The organism is Pseudomonas sp. LBUM1668, assembly GCF_059695715.1.
This window is the reverse complement of sequence record NZ_CP166787.1, coordinates 2,831,664-2,856,507: the sequence shown is the minus strand read 5'-3', so window position 1 is coordinate 2,856,507 and position 24,844 is coordinate 2,831,664. Positions and strand designations below refer to the sequence as shown.

At 58.5% G+C, this 24,844-nt stretch carries 15 protein-coding genes and 4 pseudogenes; 17 read left to right on the top strand and 2 right to left on the bottom strand.

The window, feature by feature from the left end; all coding sequences use genetic code 11:
* The first annotated feature begins 22 nt into the window (after positions 1-22).
* The 4 genes from ACA061_RS12875 (at position 23) to ACA061_RS12860 (ending at position 7,139) form a co-directional block, all read left to right on the top strand.
* The gene (locus ACA061_RS12875) at positions 23-337 is read left to right on the top strand and encodes a DUF2934 domain-containing protein (RefSeq protein ID WP_497301793.1); all 315 of its coding nucleotides are present in this window, start codon (positions 23-25) and stop codon (positions 335-337) included.
* Positions 338-692: 355 nt separating this feature from the next.
* Positions 693-2,852, top strand: a complete 2,160-nt coding sequence (gene glgX, locus ACA061_RS12870; RefSeq protein ID WP_150615740.1) for a glycogen debranching protein GlgX — start codon at positions 693-695, stop codon at positions 2,850-2,852.
* Position 2,853: 1 nt separating this feature from the next.
* Complete coding sequence (locus tag ACA061_RS12865) at positions 2,854-3,852, top strand: acyl-CoA dehydrogenase family protein (RefSeq protein ID WP_497301791.1); 999 nt, start codon at positions 2,854-2,856, stop codon at positions 3,850-3,852.
* A 179-nt stretch (positions 3,853-4,031) separates the two neighbouring features.
* On the top strand, positions 4,032-7,139 hold the full coding sequence (locus ACA061_RS12860) for an Ig-like domain-containing protein (RefSeq protein WP_497301790.1): 3,108 nt from the start codon (positions 4,032-4,034) through the stop codon (positions 7,137-7,139).
* Between the two features lie 49 nt (positions 7,140-7,188).
* Here the strand turns inward: ACA061_RS12860 and ACA061_RS12855 are convergent.
* Positions 7,189-7,561 (bottom strand): annotated as a pseudogene (locus ACA061_RS12855) (DDE-type integrase/transposase/recombinase); the annotation flags it as partial.
* 2 nt (positions 7,562-7,563) lie between these two features.
* Here ACA061_RS12855 and ACA061_RS12850 point away from each other — a divergent pair.
* Together ACA061_RS12850 and ACA061_RS12845 are read left to right on the top strand one after the other, a co-directional pair.
* A pseudogene (locus ACA061_RS12850) lies at positions 7,564-7,668 on the top strand (PIG-L family deacetylase); the annotation flags it as partial.
* Positions 7,669-7,823: 155 nt separating this feature from the next.
* Positions 7,824-11,573, top strand: a complete 3,750-nt coding sequence (locus ACA061_RS12845) for a hypothetical protein (RefSeq protein ID WP_497301789.1) — start codon at positions 7,824-7,826, stop codon at positions 11,571-11,573.
* Between the two features lie 191 nt (positions 11,574-11,764).
* On the opposite strand, the pseudogene ACA061_RS12840 reads toward ACA061_RS12845, so the two are convergent.
* Positions 11,765-11,941 (bottom strand): annotated as a pseudogene (locus tag ACA061_RS12840) (transposase); the annotation flags it as partial.
* 383 nt (positions 11,942-12,324) lie between these two features.
* Between ACA061_RS12840 and ACA061_RS12835 the strand changes: the two are divergent.
* The 11 genes and pseudogenes from ACA061_RS12835 to ACA061_RS12785 all read left to right on the top strand — a co-directional run bounded on the left by ACA061_RS12835 (position 12,325) and on the right by ACA061_RS12785 (position 24,711).
* A complete protein-coding gene (locus ACA061_RS12835; RefSeq protein WP_210700122.1) occupies positions 12,325-12,699 on the top strand; it encodes a DUF6124 family protein in 375 nt (124 codons plus the stop codon).
* 298 nt (positions 12,700-12,997) lie between these two features.
* A pseudogene (locus ACA061_RS12830) lies at positions 12,998-13,183 on the top strand (endonuclease/exonuclease/phosphatase family protein); the annotation flags it as partial.
* 20 nt (positions 13,184-13,203) lie between these two features.
* Positions 13,204-13,974 carry a PIG-L deacetylase family protein gene (locus ACA061_RS12825; protein WP_210700123.1) on the top strand — a complete coding sequence of 257 codons (771 nt, stop codon included), beginning with the start codon at positions 13,204-13,206 and terminating at the stop codon, positions 13,972-13,974.
* Entirely contained in the window at positions 13,971-14,570 is a 600-nt protein-coding gene (locus ACA061_RS12820; RefSeq protein ID WP_497301788.1) for an SAM-dependent methyltransferase, read from the top strand. Before ACA061_RS12825 ends, ACA061_RS12820 begins: the two co-directional genes overlap by 4 nt.
* Positions 14,567-15,253 (top strand): glycosyltransferase family 2 protein, encoded by a 687-nt coding sequence (locus ACA061_RS12815; protein ID WP_210700125.1) that lies wholly within the window; start codon positions 14,567-14,569, stop codon positions 15,251-15,253. The genes ACA061_RS12820 and ACA061_RS12815 overlap by 4 nt, the downstream gene beginning before the upstream one ends.
* Positions 15,254-15,408: 155 nt before the next feature.
* Positions 15,409-16,167, top strand: coding sequence for a PIG-L deacetylase family protein (locus ACA061_RS12810; RefSeq protein WP_150615747.1), 759 nt, complete (start codon positions 15,409-15,411; stop codon positions 16,165-16,167).
* 155 nt (positions 16,168-16,322) lie between these two features.
* Positions 16,323-17,738 carry a hypothetical protein gene (locus ACA061_RS12805; RefSeq protein ID WP_497301786.1) on the top strand — a complete coding sequence of 472 codons (1,416 nt, stop codon included), beginning with the start codon at positions 16,323-16,325 and terminating at the stop codon, positions 17,736-17,738.
* Positions 17,739-17,752: 14 nt separating this feature from the next.
* A complete protein-coding gene (locus tag ACA061_RS12800; RefSeq protein WP_497301785.1) occupies positions 17,753-20,083 on the top strand; it encodes a YncE family protein in 2,331 nt (776 codons plus the stop codon).
* A gap of 382 nt (positions 20,084-20,465) precedes the next feature.
* Positions 20,466-20,879, top strand: coding sequence for a hypothetical protein (locus ACA061_RS12795; protein WP_497301784.1), 414 nt, complete (start codon positions 20,466-20,468; stop codon positions 20,877-20,879).
* A 264-nt stretch (positions 20,880-21,143) separates the two neighbouring features.
* Positions 21,144-21,926, top strand: coding sequence for an endonuclease/exonuclease/phosphatase family protein (locus ACA061_RS12790; RefSeq protein WP_210554681.1), 783 nt, complete (start codon positions 21,144-21,146; stop codon positions 21,924-21,926).
* Positions 21,927-22,125: 199 nt separating this feature from the next.
* Positions 22,126-24,711 carry an autotransporter family protein gene (locus ACA061_RS12785; RefSeq protein WP_497301782.1) on the top strand — a complete coding sequence of 862 codons (2,586 nt, stop codon included), beginning with the start codon at positions 22,126-22,128 and terminating at the stop codon, positions 24,709-24,711.
* Positions 24,712-24,844 lie beyond the last annotated feature (133 nt).

Sequence of the window (24,844 nt, the reverse complement as noted above, 5' to 3'; positions counted from 1 at the left end):
AGTTCAGTTCAGGAGTATTGCGATGAGTACCGACGATAAACGCATTCGCGAATTCGCCTATCAGATCTGGGAATCTGAAGGTCAACCGCAAGGCCAGGAAGAACGCCATTGGGAGATGGCGCGCAAACTGGCCGAGGCCGAAGCACTGGCGCCGAAGAAGTCGCCGAAGGCTGCGGGCAGCAAAGCTGCCGGCAAGACTACTGAAGCGAAAGCACCAGCCGCCAAACCAAAAGCCCCGGCCAAAGCCAAACCGGCGGGCGCAGCATCGGTGATCCCGCCGGGCGAAAAAGCCGCCGAGAAAAAACCGCGAGCAGCACGCAAGCCCCCGGCGAACTGAAGCTCTCCCGAGTATTGAACTGATCGACCGTGTGGCGAGTTCGCTCGCCACCGAGGGCGCGCTCGCCCTGAAAAAAGCACACAAAACCCTTGTGAACATGGGCTTTTGTGGTGAGGGGATTTATCCCCGACGGGTCGCGAACCGGCCCTAAAGGCAGCAAACGCTGAACATCAGATAAACCGCGTTGAATGGTTTAGCGACTGCTTCGCAGCCGATCGGGGATAAATCCCCTCACCACAGGGTTTCGGCTGCAGGGAGTTCGAATCACAAGGAACTCTTCACAACTGGCGGCCCCCAAAGTATCTCAACAAGGTTTTGTGTCACCCCCAGAATTCACCGTTTTGCAGGAGCAATCATGACCCGTCCAAATAAAGCCGAGCCCGCCACACACGCCGAGCCATCGAGAATCCGTGAAGGCCTGCCCTTCCCGCTCGGCGCGACCTGGGATGGCCTGGGGGTGAACTTTGCCCTGTTCTCCGCCAACGCCACCAAGGTCGAACTGTGCATCTTCGATGACGCTGGCGAAGTCGAACTCGAACGCATCGAACTCCCTGAATACACCGACGAGATCTACCACGGCTACCTGCCCGACGCGCACCCGGGGCTGATCTACGGCTACCGCGTTTATGGCGCGTACGATCCGGCCAACGGCCACCGCTTCAACCACAACAAATTGCTGATCGACCCTTACGCCAAACAACTGGTCGGCGAACTGAAATGGTCGGAAGCACTGTTCGGCTACACCATCGGCCACCCCGACGCTGACCTCAGTTTCGACGAACGCGACAGCGCCCCGTTCGTGCCCAAGTGCAAGGTCATCGACCCTGCCCACACCTGGGGCAACGACCAGCGCGTCAGCGTGCCGTGGGACAAAACCATCATCTATGAGACCCATGTGCGCGGCATCAGCATGCGGCATCCATCTGTGCCGGAAAACGTGCGCGGCACCTTCGCCGGGCTGATGAATGACGATGTGCTCAAGCACATCCGCAGCGTCGGGGTTTCGTCGGTGGAACTGCTGCCGATCCACGCTTTCGTCAATGACCAGCATCTGCTGCACAAGGGCATGACCAATTACTGGGGTTACAACAGCATTGCGTTCTTCGCCCCGGACCCGCGTTATCTGGCCAGCGGCAAGATCGCCGAGTTCAAGGAGATGGTCGCGCATCTGCACGAAGCCAACCTCGAAGTCATCCTCGACGTGGTCTACAACCACACCGCCGAGGGCAACGAGCAAGGTCCGACGCTGTCGATGCGCGGTATCGACAACGCGTCGTACTACCGACTGATGCCGGATGACAAACGCTATTACATCAACGATTCCGGCACCGGCAACACCCTGGATCTGAGTCACCCATGCGTGCTGCAAATGGTCACCGACTCGCTGCGTTACTGGGCCAGTGAAATGCATGTCGACGGTTTCCGCTTCGACCTCGCGACCATTCTCGGGCGTTATCACGACGGTTTCGACGAGCGTCACAGCTTCCTTGTGGCCTGCCGTCAGGACCCGGTGCTGCGTCAGGTGAAAATGATTGCCGAACCGTGGGACTGCGGCCCCGGTGGTTACCAGGTCGGTAACTTCCCGCCGGGCTGGGTCGAGTGGAACGACAAGTTCCGCGATACCGTGCGTGCGTTCTGGAAAGGTGACGACGGCCAGGTGGCCGACTTCGCCGCCCGCATGACCGCATCCGGCGAGATGTTCAACCAGCGTGGACGGCGGCCATATTCGTCGGTGAACTTCATCACCGCCCACGACGGCTTCACCCTCAACGATCTGGTGTCGTACAACGACAAGCACAACGAGGCCAACGACGAGAACAATCAGGACGGCAGCAACAACAACCTGTCGTGGAACCATGGCGTCGAAGGCCCGACCGACGATCCCGAGATCAATGCCCTGCGTCATCGGCAGATGCGCAACTTCTTCGCCACTCTGCTGCTGTCCCAAGGCACACCGATGATCGTCGCCGGCGACGAGTTCGCGCGGACTCAGGACGGCAACAACAACGCGTATTGCCAGGACAGCGAAATCGGCTGGGTCAATTGGGACCTGAGCGAGGACGGCAAAGCCCTGCTGAAATTCGTCAAACGCCTGATCAAGTTGCGCCTCGCTTACCCGATTCTGCGTCGTGGCCGTTTCCTGGTCGGCGAATACAACGAAGACATCGGCGTCAAGGACGTGACCTGGCTGGCACCCGATGCCACCGAGATGACCACCGAGCATTGGCACGACGCCAATAACCGTTGTCTGGGCATGCTGCTCGATGGCCGCGCGCAGGAAACCGGCATTCGCCGCAAGGGCGCCGATGCGACCCTGTTGCTGGTGGTCAACGCCCATCACGACGTCGTCAATTTCACCTTGCCGGAAGTGCCTGAAGGCAGTTTCTGGACGTGCATGATCGACACCAATCAGCCGTCGATCCGTGGTCAGGAACGATTCGACTTCGGCCACGAGTACTCGGTCACCGGGCGCTCGCTGCTGCTGTTTGAACTGCAACGTGATGAAGAAGATTGATATGGACTTGCAAACCTATCTCGCCCGCCGCCCCCCGGGCTACAGCGACACCGTAGCGCTTGGTGGTTGCCTGCGGGCGATGGTCGAAGCCGGGCTAGACCGCTTGCCGCTACCGGGCAGCGGTCACACGCTGCAGCGGTGGCAGCATTTGGCGGATGTCGGCGGCCACGATTTGGGGCTGTGCAAACTCTATGAAGGCCACACCGATGCGCTGGCCATCATCGAGCAACTGGGCGGTTCGCCAACGCCGGGCAGCACGTGGGGCATGTGGGCGGCAGAACCGCCGCAAGCACGAGTGCAAGTGCGGCCCGACGGGCACCTGGTGACCTTGCATGGACGCAAGGCCTGGTGTTCCGGCGCCGCAGTGCTTAGCCATGCGCTGCTCACCGCGTGGGACGCCGACGATCAACAGCAACTGGTTGCCGTCGCGCTCGATCAACCGGGCGTGACAATCACCGATCAAGGCTGGGATGCTGTCGGGATGGGCGCCACCGGCAGCGTCGAAGTGTTGTTCGACGGCGCCGAAGCCCAGGCCATCGGCATTCCCGGCGATTACCTGCAACGTCCGGGGTTCTGGCAAGGCGGAATCGGCATCGCCGCCTGCTGGTATGGCGCGGCACGGCAGATTGCCGAGGCGTTGCGCCAACAATGTGCGCAACGGCAAGAGCCACACGCCCTCGCCCACCTCGGCGCGGTCGACACGACGTTGCAAGCCGCCGCCGACGTCCTGCGGTTCAGCGCCTTGCACATCGACGCGCACCCTGAAGACGACGCCGAACTCCTCGCCCGCCGCGCTCGCGCTGTGGTCGAACAGTCGGCTGAGCAGGTGATGCGCGAGGTTGGCCGTGCACTGGGTGCCGGGCCGTTTTGCAAGGATCGGCATTTCGCCCGATTGATCGCCGACCTGCCGGTCTTCCTGCGGCAAAGCCACGCCGAACGCGACCTCGCCGCCCTCGGCCAAATCGTTGCCGCGCAATCAGCAGAGGCCTGGACGCTATGAAATTGTTTTCGTCTGACCTCCCCCTGTAGGAGCTGCCGAAGGCTGCGATTTTTTGATCTTTTGATCTTTGACTTTCGCACGGATGACCATTCGTCGGCACCTGTCAGATCTGACAGGTGCGCGATTCATCCAACCCGCGTTCAATCACTCCGTCACCTACCCGACCGGAGTTCCCGACCATGTCCACCCCTCAAATGCCCGACAACAGCACCCTGGTCCACAAGGAACTCGACATCCCCGGCCGCACCGGCCCGGTGTCCCTGAGACCAATGGTATGGGGGATCAACCGGGCCGCTGCGCTTGATAACTTTCCCCGCCAGGGCTTGTTGTGCCGGGCCGGGCCGTGGAGCTTGATGGGGGTTGGCGACAAACTGACGATTATTATGGGCGGCGATCAGGTCCGGCAAGTCACCATCGACAAGGACGAGGTCGATAAAGAACTGCAGATGTTCGTGCCTTCGGCACGCCTCACCGAAGGGACGCACACCATTTCCTACACCGTCACCCGCCTCAACCAAGGCGCCGAGCCTTCGGAGGTGATGGACGTTCTGGTCAAACTCACCCGCCCCGGCGGCCATGACGAAACCGAAGGGCCGGGCCATTCGGAGCTGATCATGAGCATCCCGAAGGACATCATCCAAGGCGGCATTGACAAGGACAACGTCGCCGCCGGCGTGCCGATCACCATCGGCAACGATGACGGCTTGCCACCTTATCCGAACGCGGCAACCGGTGATCAGATCCAGGTGTCCTGGGGTGGCGTCTTTGTGCTCAGTGATCGGCTGACCCATGAGCAGGCCGAGGGCAAAGACAAGATCATCGTTCACATCAGCGAGAAAACCATTCTTGAGGCCGAAGACTCCGATCAGACGGGTCTGGCGGTGGCCTTCGAGGTCTACGACCTGGTGGACAACCGCTCCACGGACTGGAGCTTTGCGCAACGCGTGGTGGTCACCACCGACGCAACCCGATTGGTGGCGCCGCTGCACGAAAAAGCCGTGAACAACGTGTTGGATGTCAAGGACCTGAAGGGTACCCACAGCAATGCGCAGATCGTGGCCTTTGACCTCGACAAATTCAAAGAGGGCGACATCATCATATTGCGACTCAGGTGCACTCCGGTGGAGGGCGCCCCGATCGATATCGAGATAACGGGCGAGCCGTTGTTCAACTTGCCAAGCGTTCACGTAATGACGGTGCCAAACGCTTTACTGCGGCTAATGGCCCAGTCCCTGCTCGCGATGTCCTACCGGGTGAAAAAGGCCGATGGCTCCCCCGACCTGCGATCCAAGACCCGGTTCATCAGCGTCATCGGCGAGTTGCAGCGGCTCGCGGCGCCAATTGCGCTGGACGCGAAATCGGGTGCGCTCGATCCGGAGTTGGCAACGGTGCGCATCGAAATTCCGTTCGACGACTCCTTCGCTGAAGGTCAGGCGATCCAGCTGTTCTGGCTCGGCACCCGCCCGGACCTGACCCCCTACCTGCCCGATCTGCTGCTGCGCTCAATCACCCAAGGCGACGTCACGGCCAAACAGTCGCTGTTTATGAACATCCCTGGCCCGGCGCACCTGACCCCGATCACCGGCGGCCAGCTGGAGTTGTACTACCGGGTGCTCATCGACGACTCGGTGCTCGGCACGATGAACCGGGTCAACCAGACCCACGCCATCCGCGAATCGGTCCACGCCGAGATCCTGCAAATCGGCGAGCCGCGCCTGGAGTTGCCAGAACCAAAAGTGGACGGCGTCGTCGACGGCGTCCTGCCCCCCGACACCAACGGCACCACCCTCACCGTGGAATACACGGACACGGCCATAGGCGACGTAGCGACCTACCAATGGTTCGGCACAAAAACCGGGGGGCACAGCGACTCGGTCACGCTGAGCTCATTCACCGCCGGCCGACCGATTTCGTTCAACATCGACGCGAAATGGATCAAGGGCAATGAAGGCGGGATGGTGTCGGCGTCTTACTCCATCATTCGCAAGGCAGGTGGCACCAGTTATTCCAATGCGCTGGAGTTTCATGTCGGCGTGGCGCTGGAGCTCACAGCGCCCGACATCAAGGAAGCTATTGGAGACAGCCTGAACCCCATCGCGGCCAAGGACACGCTGACGGCGATCATCCCGCAGTACCCCGGCATGCTGGCCACCGACATGATCAGCGTGACCTGGACCGGCACGCCTGGTAACGGCAGTCACACCACCGCTGCGGTGGCGGTGGATGTGGTGGGGTCTAAAAAGATCGAGCTAATCAATTCGGTGGTGGCCTTTAACCTGGGCCAAGTGGTGATCGTGACTTACAACGTGACCCGCGGCAACACCACCACGCCATCCGATCCGCTGAGCCTGACGGTGCAGAAAATTACCGAGAGTGATCTGCAATTGTCGATGCCGGTGATTAATGGAAATACCGGTAGCGAGCTGGATGTAACGACACTGCCGCCCGCTGCGAAAACGCTCATTGCCGGCTGGCCGTTTATCGCGCCCAAGCAACGGCTGTGGCTACGCTATTTTGTCCAAGGCAATGCCACGCCGATCCATACGGAATACGCTGGTGATGAGATCCCCTCTACCAGTGTGCCCGACGGGCTGAATCCCAATACGCCGGTGGACAAACTCAAAGTATTGGCCAATGGGGCCAAGCTGCGGGCGGAGTTCAAGGTGAGCTTTGATGGCAGTGCCGATGAAGGCAAGGCAGTGGGTTTTCCGGTACGTATCTACACGATCAAGGTAGGCCCCGAACTTATTGTGGTGACTACTCCGCTAAACCTTAACGGAAACAATATTTCAATCCAAGGCACAGGGCTTCAATGGATATCCAAAGGAGTCGACCCTGCCGGAACTGCTGAAGCCCGTTCAGCATCCGGCGGTACTCTCCCATACAAGTACCAATCATCTGATGAAAGCATCGCATCCGTCGACAACAATGGGATTGTGCGAAGCGAAGGGAATGGCTCGGCGACAATTACGGTGTCCGACGCAGCTGGTCAGGAGAAACGCTTCACTGTTATTACATCGAACGTCACCCGTCTGCTTCATAACCCAACCCTATCCACTTCGGGTCAGGCGAGACAATGGATCATCAGTCAGGGAGGCACATCCATTCCCTCTACAAATTCTGATAATAGATTGAAAATCATGTCGATCAAGTATGGAGGTATTCACAGTTATCAAACCGGATTAATGCATGATCATTATGAATACATAATATATTATGCTGCTGAGAAGTGGTGGGTGGGCTCTGCTCACGTCGTTTTGCGCGAAGTACTCGCTTATAAATCATAGGGACTCCGTCACATTAACGAGGTGATTGAGAAGAACTTGCAGATTCTGTTCACGCAACCAAGATAAAATGATTTGCCGGGGACAAACTGTCCCCGGCTGAATGTTGCAACTTCCCTTTGCTTAGCATGTGTAGTCAGTTCAATACCAGCCAATCGTTTATGCTCGATGGAATGATTTAAACCCCTGCACGGGTCGTATTCGTCGCTTGATATTTCGACACCCCTGTTCTATCAGATTATTCAAGTATTTATTTTGGCGAATGACGACCATGTCTTCTTTGCTTTTTTGTTTGTTTATTTCGGCTAACGCTGCATTGCTGGCTCCACTTTTATAATGGTCACTACGGGCGGCGCACCGTGTTGTTGAATGGCTTTACGGAAAGATCGCCGTACAGCATCGGCATCCCGCTTGGCGGTCAATAGAGTACGCCAGCCAGCTCAAGGGCGAACCGGCACTGGGTATTGCGCCAATGCTGCCGCCGGTGATCCTTGAACGGATGCGTTTGCCCTATGAGATTGTTTTCGTCTGACCTACCCCTGTAGGAGCTGCCGAAGGCTGCGATCTTTTGATCTTTGACTTTCGCACGGATGACCATTCGTCGGCACCTGTCAGATCTGACAGGTGCGCGATTCATCCAACCCGCGTTCAATCACTCCGTCACCTACCCGACCGGAGTTCCCGCCCATGTCCACCCCTCAAATGCCCGACAACAGCACCCTGGTTCACAAGGAACTCGACATCCCCGGCCGCACCGGCCCGGTGTCCCTGAGGCCGATGGTATGGGGGATCAACCGGGCCGCTGCGCTTGATAACTTTCCCCGCCAGGGCTTGTTGTGCCGGGCCGGGCCGTGGAGCTTGATGGGGGTTGGCGACAAACTGACGATCATTATGGGCGGCGATCAGGTCCGGCAAGTCACCATCGACAAGGACGAGGTCGATAAAGAGCTGCAGATGTTCGTGCCTTCGGCACGCCTCACCGAAGGGACGCACACCATTTCCTACACCGTCACCCGCCTCAACCAGGGCGCCGAGCCTTCGGAGGTGATGGACGTTCTGGTCAAACTCACCCGCCCCGGCGGCCATGACGAAACCGAAGGGCCGGGCCATTCGGAGCTGATCATGAGCATCCCGAAGGACATCATCCAAGGCGGCATTGACAAGGACAACGTCGCCGCCGGCGTGCCGATCACCATCGGCAACGATGACGGCTTGCCGCCTTATCCGAACGCGGCGACCGGTGATCAGATCCAGGTGTCCTGGGGTGGCGTCTTTGTGCTCAGCGAACGGCTGACCCATGAGCAGGCCGAGGGCAAAGACAAGATCATCGTTCACATCAGCGAGAAAACCATTCTTGATGCCGAAGACTCCGATCAGACGGGTCTGGCGGTGGCCTTCGAGGTCTACGACCTCGTGGACAACCGCTCCTCGGACTGGAGCTTTGCGCAACGCGTGGTGGTCACCACCGACGCCACCCGATTGGTGGCGCCGTTGCTCGAGGAAACCGTGAACAACGTGCTGGACGTCGACAAGCTGGAAAACAGAAACGGCACCGCGCAGATCTTGGCCTTTGACCTCGATACATTCAAAGAGGGCGACATCATCATATTGCGACTCAGGTGCACTCCGGTGGAGGGCGCCCCGATCGATATCGAGATAACGGGCGAGCCGTTGTTCAACTTGCCAAGCGTTCACCTGATGCCGGTGCCAAACGCTTTACTACGGCTAATGGCCCAGTCCCTGCTCGCGATGTCCTACCGGGTGAAAAAGGCCGATGGCTCCCCCGACCTGCGATCCAAGACCCGGTTCATCAGCGTCATCGGCGAGTTGCAGCGGCTCGCGGCGCCAGTTGCGCTGGATGCGGTGTCGGGTGCGCTCGATCCGGAGTTGGCAACGGTGCGCATCAAAATTCCGTTCGACGACTCCTTCGCTGAAGGTCAGGCGATCCAGCTGTACTGGCTCGGCACCCGTCCGGACTTGACCCCCTACCTGCCCGATCTGTTGCTGCGCTCAATCACCCAAGGCGACGTCACGGCCAAACAGTCGCTGTTTATGAACATCCGTGGCTCGGACCACCTGCCCCCGATCACCGGCGGCCAGCTGGAGTTGTACTACCGGGTGCTCATCGACGACTCGGTGCTCGGCACGATGAACCGGGTCAACCAGACCCACGCCATCCGCGAATCGATCCACGCCGAGATCCTGCAAATCGGCGAGCCGCGCCTGGAGTTGCCAGAGCCGAAAGTGGACGGCGTCGTCGACGGCGCACTGCCCGCCGACACCAACGGCACCACCCTCACCGTGGAATACCGGGACACGGCCAAAGGCGACGTAGTGACCTATAAATGGTTCGGCTCCAAAACCGGAGAGGCCAGCGACTCTGTCACGCTGAGCTCGTTCACCGCCGGCCAGCCGATTCCGTTCCCGATCAAGGCCGAACTGATCAAGGGCAATGAAGGCGGCATGGTGTCGGCGTCTTACTCCATCAAACGGGCGGCGGGAGGGACGAGTTATTCCAATGCGCTGGAGTTTCATGTCGGCGTGGCGCTGGAGCTGGAAGCGCCCTCCATCAAGCAGGCACCGGATGGTGACAGTCTTGACCCGTTGGCGGCGCAGGACGAGCTCACCGCCGTGATCGATTACCCCGGCATGCTTGAAGGTGACAAGATCATCGTCACCTTTACCGGCGCCCCCGGAACCCCCGCCAGTGGCTCGCACACCACTGCGCCAATGACCGTTACAACGGTTGGCCCGCAGGACATTGCGCTGCTGGTTACGGTGCTTGCCTTTAACCTCGGCAAAGAGGTGAAAGTGAGATACGCCGTAACCCGTGACGGCATGTCCAAAGAGTCGGATCCGTTAATGCTTGCCGTACTGCCAATCAAGGACGAGGACAGTGGCCTGCCGACCCCGGCAATCGATGGTGCCGTGGGTGACGAGCTCGATGTGAACGCGCTGAACGAGCAAGCCCGGACCCGGGTGCCGGGCTGGCCGTTTATTGCCGAGGGCCAGACGCTGTGGCTGCGGTATTTTGGCACTGAAGAAGATGGTTCGACTTTTACTCATGAGACCTATGTGGCGACCACAATTCCGGCGGACGGCGTACCGGGAGGGGTGCTGCCGCGAGCTCCAGTGGCGGAATTGAGAAAGCTCAAGGACGGCTCGTCATTGCGGATCGAGTTCAAGGTCGGATTTGAGGGCAACAGCGATGAAAGTACGGCAGTGGTTTTTCCGGTTCGCACTTACACCGTCAACGCCGTCCAGGACATCAAACCGCAAATTTCATCGGTCAAAGGCTCGCCTAGCGGAGTCGAAATCGTGTCAGGCGGGACCACTGTGGAAACAGCCGTGACCTTGACCGGCAGCGCCGCCAAAGGCCAGAAAGTCGACGTGTTAGACGGTACAACGTCCAAAGGTCAACCCATCGCCGATCGGACGACAGGTATCTGGAAGTTGACCATTACCGGATTAAGCGTGGCTGCGCACAGTTTTACCGCCAAAGCGCTTTATGGTAGTGGCCTCACCTCCGATCCACGCACCATTACCGTGATTGCGGAGCAAAAGCCCGTCATCAGCAAGGTTACCGGCAGCAACGGTACCGATATTCCACACAATGGGAGCACCGTCGACACCCGCGTGACGCTGACGGGGAGCGCCACCCCAAATCTCGAGGTGGATATCCTTGATGGCGCCACTTCGCTCGGTAAGGTGTCGGTCAATACCTCTGGCATCTGGACCAAGGCCGTCACCGGCCTGGCGGCCGTCACCCACACCTTCACCGCCAAGGCAACCTACGGCTCCGGCCTCGTCTCCGATCCACGCATCATTACTGTGATTGCAGTGCAAAGACCCGTCATCACCAAGGTTGCCGGCAGCAACGACGTCAATATCCCAGACAACGGCAGCACCTACGACACCCGCTTGACACTCACAGGGACCGCCACCCCAAATCAAGAGGGGAAGTTGTGGAATGGTGCCAGCAATTTGATTGGTGAGGTGTCGATTAATAGCTCCGGCATCTGGACGACGACCGTCACCGGCTTGAGGTTCGCCAGCCACGCATTCTATGTATCAGCCAACAATCTCCAATCCATGCCAGCACGCATTGTTACCGTAATCGATGCAACTCCTCCAAAGATCGTCGGTATATACGGAAGTCACGACGACACCCCAGGAGAGACTTTCATACCTAGTGGTGGTACATGGTCAAAAACTCTCATTCGCGTAGTAATGACAGGCGCCCCCGGCCGAACAGTGAACGTGTATAACACAAACCAAACACCATCAAGATCAATAACATTTGATGCCAATGGATCAGGGAGTTATGGACCATTCCATGGGGGCCCCATGAACTCAGGCCCCCATTCATGGTACGTAATCGATTCTATAACAGGTACCCGGTCTAACAACTGGGCACTCACATGGAAATATCCTTAGATGCTCTGAAATAGCCGGATGTGTTCCGGCTATCGAGTAGTCAACACTTTTCAAAAACGACGCATGTCGAAATTTGTTCAATGATTTTCGCTTTTCTACCCTTTCGGCCGCTGCAAAGTCCTTTGCAGCGGCCACTTCCTGCATTACACGTGCACCTCTCCTGCGTTCGCCAACAAATATCGGCCGGCCATTCACAGGTTTGACAGGGCGAACAACGTCAACATCTGCGCGGTGTTCTTGGCCAAGCCCCAAAAGCTCACTTTTTTATAGCCAAACTTACGTTTGATTAACCCAAATGTGTGCTCAACCCTGGTGCGAACCTGGGCCTTAGCCTATTCGTTCTTGCGGATCGCCTTGTACAAAACACTGTGTACTCCCATGCCGAGCTCTCAATGAGCTGCCGAAGGCTGCGATCTTTAGCTTTTAAACGATGATGTTTAAAAGACACCTCAAGACACGGGATCCAGGCTACGAATCCTTGCGCATTTGCCTACAGCTACGCCAGAATCCGCCGGCTTGTGCGCTTTGGAGGCGGGTTCTATTGTGGGTTGGTCGCTGATTCATCAGCGATCGGGTCTCGCAGCCCGATGATCTCTGGACGCACAACACCCGTCGTTGCTATGGCGGCTGTACGTGGGAGACCTTAGGGTCTGCCGGTTCTAGAGTCCCGGTCTGCGACCCGCGTATAGCTGCCACCTATTTCGTATCGCAGCGAAATGTGGCGGCTCCGTTGACTCTAGGAGCTTTATCAATGATTAAACCAACACCCAACCCGCCCGAAACCGACCCCACCTCCCCCTACGAATCCCTCGATTCCAAAAAACTCAACGAAGCCGCCGATCGCGCCCTCGATCACTATCTCTGCCCACCCGGCTCCACCCCACCGCCACGCCAAACCCGCAGGATGTACGCCGTTACCGCAGACTTCAAAAACGAGGAACTGCTGGTCGATGCCTGCGAAACACTCGCCTCAGCCAAAACCATCGCCAATGACTTCGCCCGCCTCTTGCCAGCGTCGCAACGCAGGACGCTGTTGGGGATTGCGCAATTGATCATGCTCGGCGAGTTGGCGGTGAATCGCGTGCTGGATAATCTGGAGTTGCCCGAAAACGCCAGTCCTCGATAAGACGCCGCCCCTGTGGCGAGGGGATTTATCCCCGATGGGCTGCGCAGCAGCCCCCCAAACCTGAAACTTCGATACATCAGGAATATCTCACGCGCAGGTTTTGGGGCTGCTGCGCAGCCATCGGGGATAAATCCCCTCGCCACAAATGGGGTTGCTCCACCATCGGGTGGGTGCGCGCATTCCGACGGAACTGCCACACCCACCCACCAGTCGCATGAACAGGCACTCAGGATTCAGAGGAGTAACCGTGTTCAGCGATCCCCAGCCTCACCTCGTCGACTTCCCCGCCATCCACCGCATGCGGGGGCTGACGGTCAATACCCACAAGGGTTTCACTGCGTTCAGCCGGTGCTTCATCCTGCCGGAATTGCATAAAGTGGTGCGCAGCACTTCGGCCGATCTGGTGTTTTTGCAGGAAGTGGTGGGTGAACACGAGCGGCATTCGAACCGCTACAACGAATGGCAGCAAACTTCGCAATACGAATCCGCAGAGGCCTGGACGCTATGAACGCCGCGAAGAAAGACAACCCGATCGTCGGCCATGGCACGTCTCTGCAGCAATGGCAGAACTCGCGGCATCTGGCGGAACTGGACACCATCAATATTCTCGAGCTTGTGCCTGCGGGCGCCCGGGCGGTGATCATTGCCCCGCACCCGGACGATGAAGTGCTGGGCTGTGGCGGCATGCTGCAATTGCTCGCCGCCGCCGAGCGGCCGTTGCAACTGATCTCGGTCACCGACGGCTGTGCCAGTCACCCCGGCTCGGAGCGCTGGCCGGTCGAACGACTGAGCGTGATCCGTCCGCAGGAGTCCGCCGAAGCCTTGCGCCGCCTCGGCCTGCCGATGCATCAACTAAAGTGGCTGCGCGGTGGTTTCGCCGACACCCAAGTGGCCGCTCAGGAATCTGCGTTAAGTGAATTTATCGAACGCCATCTGCGCCCCAACGACGTGGTCTTCACCACTTGGCGCGAGGATGGTCATTGCGATCACGAAGCCGTAGGCCGCGCCAGCGCTACAGCTGCGCGAAGAGCCGGCGCAACCTGCCACGAACTGCCGGTGTGGACGTGGCATTGGGCATCCCCCGAAGACGCGGTTGTCCCGTGGCATCGGGCCCGCAAGATTCTACTGACCCCCGAACAAGTCGCACGCAAACGCCACGCGGTGCACGCTTTTGCCAGTCAACTTGAAGGTGATCCCGCAGCCGGACTCGCTCCGGTGCTGGCGCCGCATATTCTCGAGCGTCTGCTGCAACCTTTCGAAGTGGTGTTTCTATGAGCGTCGAGGATCGTTATTTCGAAGGCCTGTTCGCCGGCAACGACGACCCGTGGGCGTTCCGCCAGCGCTGGTACGAACAGCGCAAACGCGCAATTACCCTCGCGGCGTTGCCCCGCCCGCACTATCGGGCGATTTTCGAACCGGGCTGCGCCAACGGCGAATTGAGCGCCGAACTCGCCGGCCGTTGTGACCGACTGTTGTGCTGCGACACGGCGAGCGCGGCAGTAAAACTGGCGCGAACCCGATTGGGTCAGTTTGATCACGCCGAAGTCCGCCAAAGTCGCTTGCCCGGCGACTGGCCTGAGGAAAAATTCGACCTGATTGTATTTAGCGAAATCGGCTACTACCTCGACAGCAAGGATCTGACAGAAGTGATCCGTCGAATCAACGATTCCCTGACGGCCGACGGCCAATTATTGGCCTGTCACTGGCGCCCGCCCATTGAGGGCTGCCCGCTGAACGCACGGCAGGTTCACGATCTGATTCACGAACAATTGCGGCTGCCGCGTGTGGCACTGCACCAGGAGGCGGACTTTATTCTCGAGGTGTGGAGCCGCGAACCGCGCTCAGTGGCGGCGTTGGAGGGTCTGCGATGATTGGCATTCTGATCCCGGCGCACAACGAAGAAGACCTGCTCGACGAATGCCTGAGTGCCGCCATGCGCGCCAGCCGGCACGGCTTGCTGGCCGGTGAGCGGGTCGAAGTGCTGGTGGTGCTCGACAGCTGCACTGATCGCTCTGCGCAAATCGTCAACAATTATCCGGTGTTGAGTTTGCACATCGAGGCACGCAACGTTGGCCAGGCCCGTGCCGCCGGTGCCCAGCTGTTACTGGAGCGCGGCGCGCGCTGGATCTCCTGCTCGGATGCTGACAGCCGCGTCGCCGATGACTGGCTGGTGGCTCAGCTCGGGCTTGGCGCGGACGCGGTGTGCGGCACGGTCACCGTCGAGCGCTGGCATGAGTCGTTCGATGAAGCGGCGCAGATCCACTACCACCGAAACTATCGGGCCTGCGAGGGTCATCGGCATATCCATGGCGCCAATCTGGGCATCAGCGCAGACGCCTATCGGTGGGCCGGAGGCTTTAAACCGCTGGCCTGTGACGAAGATGTGCAACTGGTCCGCGAGCTGGAACTGGTGGGCGCCAACATCGCCTGGAGCCATCGCCCGCAGGTTCACACCAGCGCTCGCCTGGACAGTCGGGCCCGCGGCGGTTTTGGTGACTACTTGCGTCATTTGGCACAGTTGGAAGCAAAAAAACCGGATCAGATTGATCTGTGACGCGACGAATGTGAGTTCATGGGCAATACTCCTGTGCGCGGCAATCCAGGGTTCGGAGCGCTGCAAGGCAATCAACCAGCCTTCACGGGTCGGCCCCGTCGGATTTCATGACGGCGAGCGTGATCGAGGGCGAGACAAACAAGGACGTCATACCCATGAAACCGTTATCGCTAAGTGAAGGCCCTTCGTCGGCGCAAATCTGGAACAGCGCAGCGCAACTCGACAACATCCCCGTCATCAATACCCGCAGCCTGGTGCCCACTGGCGCGCGCGCGGTGATCATCGCGCCGCATCCCGGCGACGAAGTGGTCACCTGCGGCGGCCTGCTGCAATTACTTTCAAGCCTGGGCCATCCGCTGCAACTGCTCTCCATCACCGATGGCAGCGCCAGCCACCCCGGTTCGCGACAATGGTCGGAAAAACGCCTGAGCGTATTCCGCCCGCAGGAAAGCGTCGAAGCCCTACGCCGCCTCGGCTTGCCGATGCACAGCCTGAAATGGGTGCGCGGCGGCTTCACCGACAACGCCCTGAGCGATCAACACAGCCAGTTGACCGAATTCATCGGCCGCTACCTGCGACCCGGCGACGTGGTGTTCAGCACTTGGCGCGGCGACGGCAACGACGACCACGAAGCCGTCGGTCGCGCCAGTGCCGAAGCCGCTGAACTGGCCGGCGTGACTTTCCACGACGTGCCTGTGTGGGCATGGCACTGGCCAGAGCGAGACCGGTCACTGATACCCTGGGAGCGCGCCCGCAAACTGCGCCTCGACACCTGGACCGTTGCGCGCAAGAGCCACGCTACTCACGCGTACGCCAGCCAGCTCAAGGGCGAACCGGCACTGGGTATTGCGCCAATGCTGCCGCCGGTGATCCTTGAACGGATGCGTTTGCCGTATGAGATTGTTTTCGTCTGACCTCCCCCTGTAGGAGCTGCCGAAGGCTGCGATCTTTTGATCTTTGACTTTCGCACGGATGACCATTCGTCGGCACCTGTCAGATCTGACAGGTGCGCGATTTATCCAACCCGCGTTCAATTACTCCGTCACCTACCCGACCGGAGTTCCCGCCCATGTCCACCCCTCAAAAGCCCGACAACAGCACCCTGGTCCACAAGGAACTCGACATCCCCGGCCGCACCGGCCCGGTGTCCCTGAGGCCAATGGTATGGGGGATCAACCGGGCCGCTGCGCTTGATAACTTTCCCCGCCAGGGCTTGTTGTGCCGGGCCGGGCCGTGGAGCTTGATGGGGGTTGGCGACAAACTGACGATCATTATGGGCGGCGATCAGGTCCGGCAAGTCACCATCGACAAGGACGAGGTCGATAAAGAACTGCAGATGTTCGTGCCTTCGGCACGCCTCACCGAAGGGACGCACACCATTTCCTACACCGTCACCCGCCTCAACCAAGGCGCCGAGCCTTCGGAGGTAATGGACGTTCTGATCAAACTCACCCGCCCCGGCGGCCATGACGAAACCGAAGGGCCGGGCCATTCGGAGCTGATCATGAGCATCCCGAAGGACATCATCCAAGGCGGCATTGACAAGGACAACGTCGCCGCCGGCGTGCCGATCACCATCGGCAACGATGACGGCTTGCCGCCTTATCCGAACGCGGCGACCGGTGATCAGATCCAGGTGTCCTGGGGTGGCGTCTTTGTGCTCAGTGATCGGCTGACCCATGAACAGGCCGAGGGCAAAGACGAGATCATCGTTCACATCGACAAGGACATCATCCTTAAGGCCGAAGACTCCGATCAGACGGGTCTGGCGGTGGCCTTCGAGGTCTACGACCTGGTGGACAACCGCTCCTCGGACTGGAGCTTTGCGCAACGCGTGGTGGTCACCACCGACGTAACCCGATTGGTGGCACCGCTGCACGAAAAAGCCGTGAACAACGTGTTGGATGTCAAGAACCTGAAGGGTGCCCACAGCAATGCGCAGATCGCGGCCTTTGACCTCGACACATTCAAAGAGGGCGACATCATCATATTGCGACTCAGGTGCACTCCGGTGGAGGGCGCCCCGATCGATATCGAGATAACGGGCGAGCCGTTGTTCAACTTGCCAAGCGTTCACCTGATGCCGGTGCCAAACGCTTTACTGCGGCTAATGGCCCAATCCCTGCTCGCGATGTCCTACCGGGTGAAAAAGGCCGATGGCTCCCCCGACCTGCGATCCAAGACCCGGTTCATCAGCGTCATCGGCGAGTTGCAGCGGCTCGCGGCGCCAGTTGCGCTGGATGCGGTGTCGGGTGCGCTCGATCCGGAGTTGGCAACGGTGCGCATCAAAATTCCGTTCGACGACTCCTTCGCCGAAGGTCAGGCGATCCAGCTGTTCTGGCTCGGCACCCGCCCGGACCTGACCCCCTACCTGCCCGATCTGTTGCTGCGCTCAATCACCCAAGGCGACGTCACGGCCAAACAGCCGCTGTTTATGAACATCCGTGGCTCGGAGCACCTGCCCCGATCACCGGCGGCCAGCTAGAGTTGTACTACCGGGTGCTCATCGACGACTCGGTGCTCGGCACGATGAACCGGGTCAACCAGACCCACGCCATCCGCGAATCGATCCACGCCGAGATCCTGCAAATCGGCGAGCCGCGCCTGGAGTTGCCAGAACCAAAAGTGGACGGCGTCGTCGACGGCGTCCTGCCCCCCGACACCAACGGCACCACCCTCACCGTGGAATACACGGACACGGCCATAGGCGACGTAGTGACCTACCACTGGTTCGGCACAAAAACCGGGGGGCACAGCGACTCGGTCACTTTGAGCTCATTCACCGCCGGCCGGCCGATTTCGTTCAACATCGACGCGAAATGGATCAAGGGCAATGAAGACGGGATGGTGTCGGCGTCTTACTCCATCAAACGGGCGGCGGGAGGGACGAGTTATTCCAATGCGCTGGAGTTTCATGTCGGCGTGGCGCTGGAGCTGGAGGCGCCCGACATCAAGGAAGCTATTGGAGACAGCCTGAACCCCATTGCGGCCAAGGACACGCTGACGGCGATCATCCCGCAGTACCCCGGCATGCTGGCCACCGACATGATCAGCGAGACCTGGACCGGCACGGCTGGTAACGGCAGTCACACCACCGCTGCGGTGGAGGTGGGCACGGTGGGGTCTAAAGAGATCGAGCTGATCAATTCGGTGGTGGCTTTTAACCTGGGGCTGACGGTGACGGTGAACTACATCGTGACCCGCAATGGCATGCCGAAAATTTCGGACTCGCTGTATCTGACGGTGCAGAAGATCACCGAGAGCGATCTGCCATTGTCGACGCCGGTCATTAATGACAACACCGGTAGCGAGCTAGATGTGACGACACTGCCGGCCGGAGCAAAGACGCGCATTGCCGGTTGGCCGTTCATTGCGCTCAGACAACGCATATGGCTGCGCTATTTTGTCGAAGGCGACTCTACGCCGATCCATACAGAATACGAAGGCACCGAGATTCCGGTTACCGGTGTGCCAAGCGGGATGTTCCCGAATACCCCGGTGGGCAAGCTCAAGGAATTGGCCGATGGGGCCAGATTACGGATCGAGTTCAAGGTGAGCTTTGACGGCAGCAGCGATGAAAGTACGGCGGTGATTTTTCCGGTTCGCACTTATACCGTCAAGGCTGTGGAGGATTTGAAACCTGAAATCAACTCAATCAAAGGTTCCCCGAGCGGCGCGGAAATCCCGCCGAACGGAACAACTGAGGAAACCGCCGTGATCCTCTCCGGCACTGCAGCCAAGGGACAGCAGATCGAGGTGTTTGACGGCATAACGCCCAAAGGCCGACCCGTCGCTCACACGACAACCGGCCTCTGGGAACTGGCCGTTAACGAACTTAGCGTTGGCGCGCACAGTTTCAAAGCCAAAGCCTTGTACGGCTCGGGCGCAGAGTCGGCAGTTCGGACGTTCACCGTGGCAGACAAATTGAAAATCACACACATTCAAGATCCACAGTACATGACGGTCAGTCCCGATGGAGCATTCGTCCATGTAGGCTGTTATGGAGAGCCATATAATACTGGTAATAGATCGCTGAACCTGATCAATCTCGCGAAACAGACAATAACGAAATCTGTGGCCCCGGGCTATGTCGCTAGTGCAGTACTCTCTCCAGACGGCAGGCGAATCTACGTTTGTGCGGGCAACATCATCGAGTACGATGCAACTGACTTGACACTCAAACGGACCTACACTCGCAAGTATCATCCTTTATCATTGGTTTTAAGCCCCGACAACACGCGATTCTATTGCGTTATCTTTGACGGACAATCTTCAATCACCGGAAAACTGGAAGTGATTGATGTTAGTGGCGGCCAGACTATTCGAACAATCAACTTGGGAATGAACACGCGAAAAATACTTATAAACCACGACGGCAGTCGACTTTACGTTCAAAACCTCAACAGTATAGGCTCTGCGCAAGGCGGAGTTGGCGTAATTGACACCAGCACTACGCGACTTATTGACGTCATTGACACAGGACACAATCCTTCAGACATGGTCGCAAGCCCTGACTGGGAATTCTTATATGTTGCAAGGGCATATACAAACGAATTAATCGAAATCAGCACCCGCACAAATAAGATTACACGCCGCATACCAACCAAGTTAAAAATAGCAAAGCTAGCAATCACTCCGGATGGAAAACATTTGTGTGGTGTCGGGCCTGACAATAATAACGAAGCCACGATATTCGATACCAACACACTGAATGCTCGCCCCATCCCTGCTGGCCGCAAGCCTTCCGCAGTAGCCTTTAGCAAGGACGGCCAGCGCGTATACATCTGCAATTTTCAAGACGACAACTTATGGGATTTCTCTTGGCTATAAGGATTTGAATACCCATTCTGAAAATTTAAATGAGCGAGCTGTCGTAGCGGATTACGTCCGCTACGACACACATAAACCGCCCTGCGACCACCCCCTCTTCGCCACCCAATCCAGAATTCCGTCACTCGACGCCCGCACCGCCCCCCTGTCCGGCGGCGATACTGCTGCACGATCGCTGTGGAAAAACGGGAAGGCCGATAAAAGTGCGGGTCTACAGGGAGAAAAAAATCAAAAGATCGCAGCCTTCGGCAACTCTTACAGGGCTCGGTTCACTTCGCACAAACGACCACTCGTCGCCACCTGTCAGATCTGACAGGTGCGCATTTAATCGTTTCACGTTCTGATAGCGCCTGCATATCCCCAAAACACAGGAGCTTCATCCATGACCAATTCACAGAATATTTCACAAACATATTACGAAGACTTTGAAGCTGAAAAAACGCCCGCGGGCATACCTGAAACCGGGTACACAACTACAAACGGCCTGACCCTTCACGTGGTACGTGGTGATATGGGACTTGTAGAGGAATATGACGATAAACTTTTGAACATGGGCCCGAACTCTGAAGTAAGCATAAAGTTAAGCGTTTCATCTACCCAGTTCGAAATTGCGGGCATGCCTGGAGCTCCGACAACAATTACTTTACACAACGAGACAGGCGAGTTTGTTGGCGATCAAATCTGGAAAGAAGATACGAAGTCTTTTACATCAGCAAAACCTGTTACCTATCTCAGGGTCTACTGTGATACACCGGGTGCGGAAATTCAGATCACACGTGTGGGTTGGAGCGAATAAAGCAAGAACCATATTTTTTAACTAGCGGCGAACGCTGACAGAAACAACGTCTTCACTTCAACCTCCTACTCCTGCGCCACACTCCGAAATAGATATTACGCAGGATCTGTCGAGTAAAACGAGGCCGCGATCTCTTGATCTTGTTTTGTGAAGATCAAACGATCGCAGGCTTCAAGTTTTTGGGCCTGGTGGCCTATCTGGAAGGAACTGCCGCCCCCACCCACCAGTCGCATGAACAGGCACTCAGGATTCAGAGGAGTAACCGTGTCCAGCGATCCCCAGCCTCACCTCGTCGACGCACCCGCCATCCATCGTTTGCGGGTGCTGACGGTCAATACCCACAAGGGTTTTACCGCGTTCAACCGGCGTTTCATCCTGCCGGAATTGCGTGAAGCAGTGCGCAGCACTTCGGCCGATCTGGTGTTTTTGCAGGAAGTGGTGGGTGAACACGAGCGGCATTCGAACCGCTACAACGAATGGCCGCAAACCTCGCAATACGAATTTCTCGCCGACAGCATGTGGAGCGATTTCGCCTACGGGCGTAATGCGGTGTATCCCGACGGCCATCACGGCAACGCGTTGCTGTCGAAATACCCGATCCGCGAATACCGCAACCTCGATGTCTCGATCACCGGCCCCGAGCGCCGTGGCCTCCTGCACTGTGTGCTGGATGTGCCGGGGCATGCAGAAGTACACGCGATCTGCGTGCACTTGAGTCTGCTCGAAAGCCATCGCCAATTGCAGCTGCAACTGCTCTGTCAGTTGCTCGAATCCCTTCCGGACGATGCACCGGTGATTATTGCTGGCGACTTCAACGATTGGCAGTTGCAGGGCAACGCCGCCCTCGCCCGTCGTGATTATCTGCACGAAGCCTTCGAACGCCATCACGGTCGCCCGGCCAAGACTTATCCGGCACGGTTTCCCTTGTTGCGTCTGGACCGGATCTACCTGCGCAACGCCAGCAGTCATAACCCGCAAATCCTTGGCAACAAGCCTTGGACACACCTGTCGGATCATTTGCCGCTGGCGGTTGAAGTGCATCTTTAGCAACGCATCGCATATGACCGTTCGTCAGACATGCGGTGCAGTGCCGGGAAAACCTTCTAGACCTGTATAGGCTAAGGACAAGCACTTCATAACGTTAGGGTTCAGATCTCACGTAGTTCATCAGCAGTTCAGAGGTTTTTAGATCAGGCACCCGTTCAAGGATGAATACCCCACTGGTTCCTCCATGGAAACTGCCAACATGCGATCTATAAATACTTTGAAGGCTTTGCCACACACATTGCTCCTGCCCGCTTCACTGCTGCTGGTCATAAGCCCGCCAGCCTGGTCTGCCTGCGTATTGACGCCCGGCGCCGGTAACGACGCCTTTACCTGTGACAGCGGCACCAGCGGCTCACTGACCGATCTTGCGGGCAACAACAGCCTAACTCTCCCTACCAATGGCACAGGCCGGATCAACGGCAGCGTGACCTTTGGCAATGGTACCGACCGTGTCGACATAAACTCCGGCGTCATCACTGGCGCCGTCAGCCAAGGCAATGGCATTGATGATTTCGTCATGTCTGGCGGTTCGATAGGCTCCCTGGCACAGGGCGACAGTCGCGACACCTTCCTGATGACCGGCGGCACCATCGTCGGAGCTTTTGAGGACGGCGATGTCGCGCGCATGACCGACGGCAGCATCGGCCGGGTCGACATGAAGCTCGACAACAATATTTTCGATCTGTCCGGCGGGCAGATTATCGGCAACCTGGTGACCGGTTTTGGCACCGACACCATCATCGTCTCCGGCGGGCGCGTTGGCGGCAACGTCAGTGTCAGCGGCGGCAACGACAGCATCACCGTGACCGGTGGCGAAATCGGCGGCGAGATCCGCGCCAGTACCGGCAATGACACCTTGCTGTGGGATGGCGATGGCATTATCCGCTCGGCAATCCTCATGGACGTCGGCAATGACAGCGCCACATTGCGCAACCTTGACGACAACATTCTTGCGCTGACCCCCAGCATCAATGGCGGCGTCGGCACCGATGTGCTGACTTTCGACAATACGCCCACTGCCCTGCCCGCGCGGTTTATCAACTGGGAAACAGTCAATCTGAGCAACGGTTCGCAGCTGGATCTGGGCTCAAGCAGCCTGGTGCTGGGCGATGCCGGAACCGGTAGTGGCGTACTGAATGTCGATGCGAGCAGCGTTGTACTCGCCACGCAAGGGGCTGTCTCACCGGCAGTGGCCGGGCAAGCGGTGACTTTCAATAACGCTGGCATCATTGACCTGACCCGCAACAACAGCCGCACCGACGACACGCTCACCGTGCAGGGTAACTATGTTGGCGGCAGCGGGGTTGGCGGCAGCGGCCAGTTGCTGCTGCAAAGTGTGGTGGCTGGCGATGATTCGCCGAGTGACAAACTGGTGGTCAACGACGGCAGCCTCGGCGGTGCAACGGTGATCAGCGTCAGCAACGTCGGCGGACTCGGCGCACTGACCCAGGTCAACGGCATCCAGCTGGTGCAGGCGCAGGGCAGCACGGTCAGTACCGATAACGCGTTTACCCTCAGCGGCCCGGTGTCTGCCGGCGCCTACGATTACTACTTGTTCAAGGGCGGCGTGACTGCCGGTACGGAGAACAGTTGGTACTTGCGCTCAGCCGTGGTTGCGCCCCAAGTGATCAGCGTGCCGAATCCCGATCCAGCGTTGCCACCGATTCTGGTTCCGGTCGTGCCCACCCCCGTCGCGGCAGCTATCACTCCCATTGCCAACCCGCCTGTCGTACCCGGCGAACCTGGAGAACCTACGCCTAGCCCGACGCCGCCGGCACTGGCTGTATTGCCTGTCCTGCCGGCGGCTGTGGCAGGTGCCGCGCCAATTCCCCTCTATCGTCCGGAAGTCCCGACCTGGTCGGTACTGCCACCCGCTGCGGCGCAGTTGACGCTCAACGCACTGGGCACCTTCCATGATCGCCAGGGCGATCAGCGCTTGCTCAGCGAGACCGGCGCGTTCGGTGCAGGTTGGGGTCGGGTCTATGGCAAAAACATCGATCAGACCTGGGCCGGCACCGTCACTCCGCGCCTGGACGGCTCACTCAATGGTTTTCAGGTTGGCAACGATCTGTACAGTTCGCTGACCTCGGGTGGCCAGACTCAGCGTCTCGGTTTCTTCGTTGGCCATAGTCGTTTGCAAGGTGATATCGACGGCTTCAACGAAGGCTTTCAGGACAACAGCGCCGGCAAGATCAAACTCGAAGGCGACAGTTATGGCTTGTACTGGACGCTGACCGATCCGTACGGCTGGTACATCGACACGGTCGTGATGGGCACCCGTTTCGATGGCGACAGTCATTCCGACCGTGGTGTAGAGCTGGACAATCGCGGGCATGCGCTGACGCTCTCGGCAGAAGCGGGTTATCCCTTTGCGCTCAACGACACCTGGGTAGTCGAGCCGCAGGTGCAAGTCATTCACCAGAAGATCTCCCTCGACAGCCAGGACGATGGCATTTCACGGGTGTCGTTCGACTCCGACGACGCCTGGACCAGTCGCCTCGGCACGCGACTCAAGGGTCGCTATCAGGTCAGCGGCATGCCGCTGGAACCGTATCTGCGTGCCAACCTGTGGCATACGTTTTCCGGCACCGATTCGGTGACTTTCGACGACAGTGATGTGATCAGCACAGAGCAGAAATCCTCAACGGCGGATGTCGGCCTCGGTGTGGTGCTGACCCTCGACCGCGCAGTGAGTGTCTACGCCAGCACCGATTACAGCCGCAATATTGACAGCAATGACCTGCGCGGCGTGTCGGGTAATATCGGGATCCGCATCAGCTGGTAGACCTTCCGTCGGCAATAAAAAGCTCTGGACCGGCGCTTTCGTTGCGTTTTTCTATGCAAACAACCACTTAGTTATGTGCAGAAAAACAAACGCTTGCGCCGGACAATTTGCCACTACCGCTCATCGTTCAATT

What these genes read in the sequence shown, in the direction of transcription:
- ACA061_RS12820 (WP_497301788.1), top strand. Translation starts at nt 13,971, where the DNA reads ATGAGCGTCGAGGATCGTTATTTCGAAGGCCTGTTCGCCGGCAACGAC.
- glgX (WP_150615740.1), top strand. Translation starts at nt 693, where the DNA reads ATGACCCGTCCAAATAAAGCCGAGCCCGCCACACACGCCGAGCCATCG.
- ACA061_RS12815 (WP_210700125.1), top strand. Translation starts at nt 14,567, where the DNA reads ATGATTGGCATTCTGATCCCGGCGCACAACGAAGAAGACCTGCTCGAC.
- ACA061_RS12860 (WP_497301790.1), top strand. Translation starts at nt 4,032, where the DNA reads ATGTCCACCCCTCAAATGCCCGACAACAGCACCCTGGTCCACAAGGAA.
- ACA061_RS12785 (WP_497301782.1), top strand. Translation starts at nt 22,126, where the DNA reads ATGCGATCTATAAATACTTTGAAGGCTTTGCCACACACATTGCTCCTG.
- ACA061_RS12865 (WP_497301791.1), top strand. Translation starts at nt 2,854, where the DNA reads ATGGACTTGCAAACCTATCTCGCCCGCCGCCCCCCGGGCTACAGCGAC.
- ACA061_RS12835 (WP_210700122.1), top strand. Translation starts at nt 12,325, where the DNA reads ATGATTAAACCAACACCCAACCCGCCCGAAACCGACCCCACCTCCCCC.
- ACA061_RS12845 (WP_497301789.1), top strand. Translation starts at nt 7,824, where the DNA reads ATGTCCACCCCTCAAATGCCCGACAACAGCACCCTGGTTCACAAGGAA.
- ACA061_RS12810 (WP_150615747.1), top strand. Translation starts at nt 15,409, where the DNA reads ATGAAACCGTTATCGCTAAGTGAAGGCCCTTCGTCGGCGCAAATCTGG.
- ACA061_RS12875 (WP_497301793.1), top strand. Translation starts at nt 23, where the DNA reads ATGAGTACCGACGATAAACGCATTCGCGAATTCGCCTATCAGATCTGG.
- ACA061_RS12795 (WP_497301784.1), top strand. Translation starts at nt 20,466, where the DNA reads ATGACCAATTCACAGAATATTTCACAAACATATTACGAAGACTTTGAA.
- ACA061_RS12825 (WP_210700123.1), top strand. Translation starts at nt 13,204, where the DNA reads ATGAACGCCGCGAAGAAAGACAACCCGATCGTCGGCCATGGCACGTCT.
- ACA061_RS12805 (WP_497301786.1), top strand. Translation starts at nt 16,323, where the DNA reads ATGTCCACCCCTCAAAAGCCCGACAACAGCACCCTGGTCCACAAGGAA.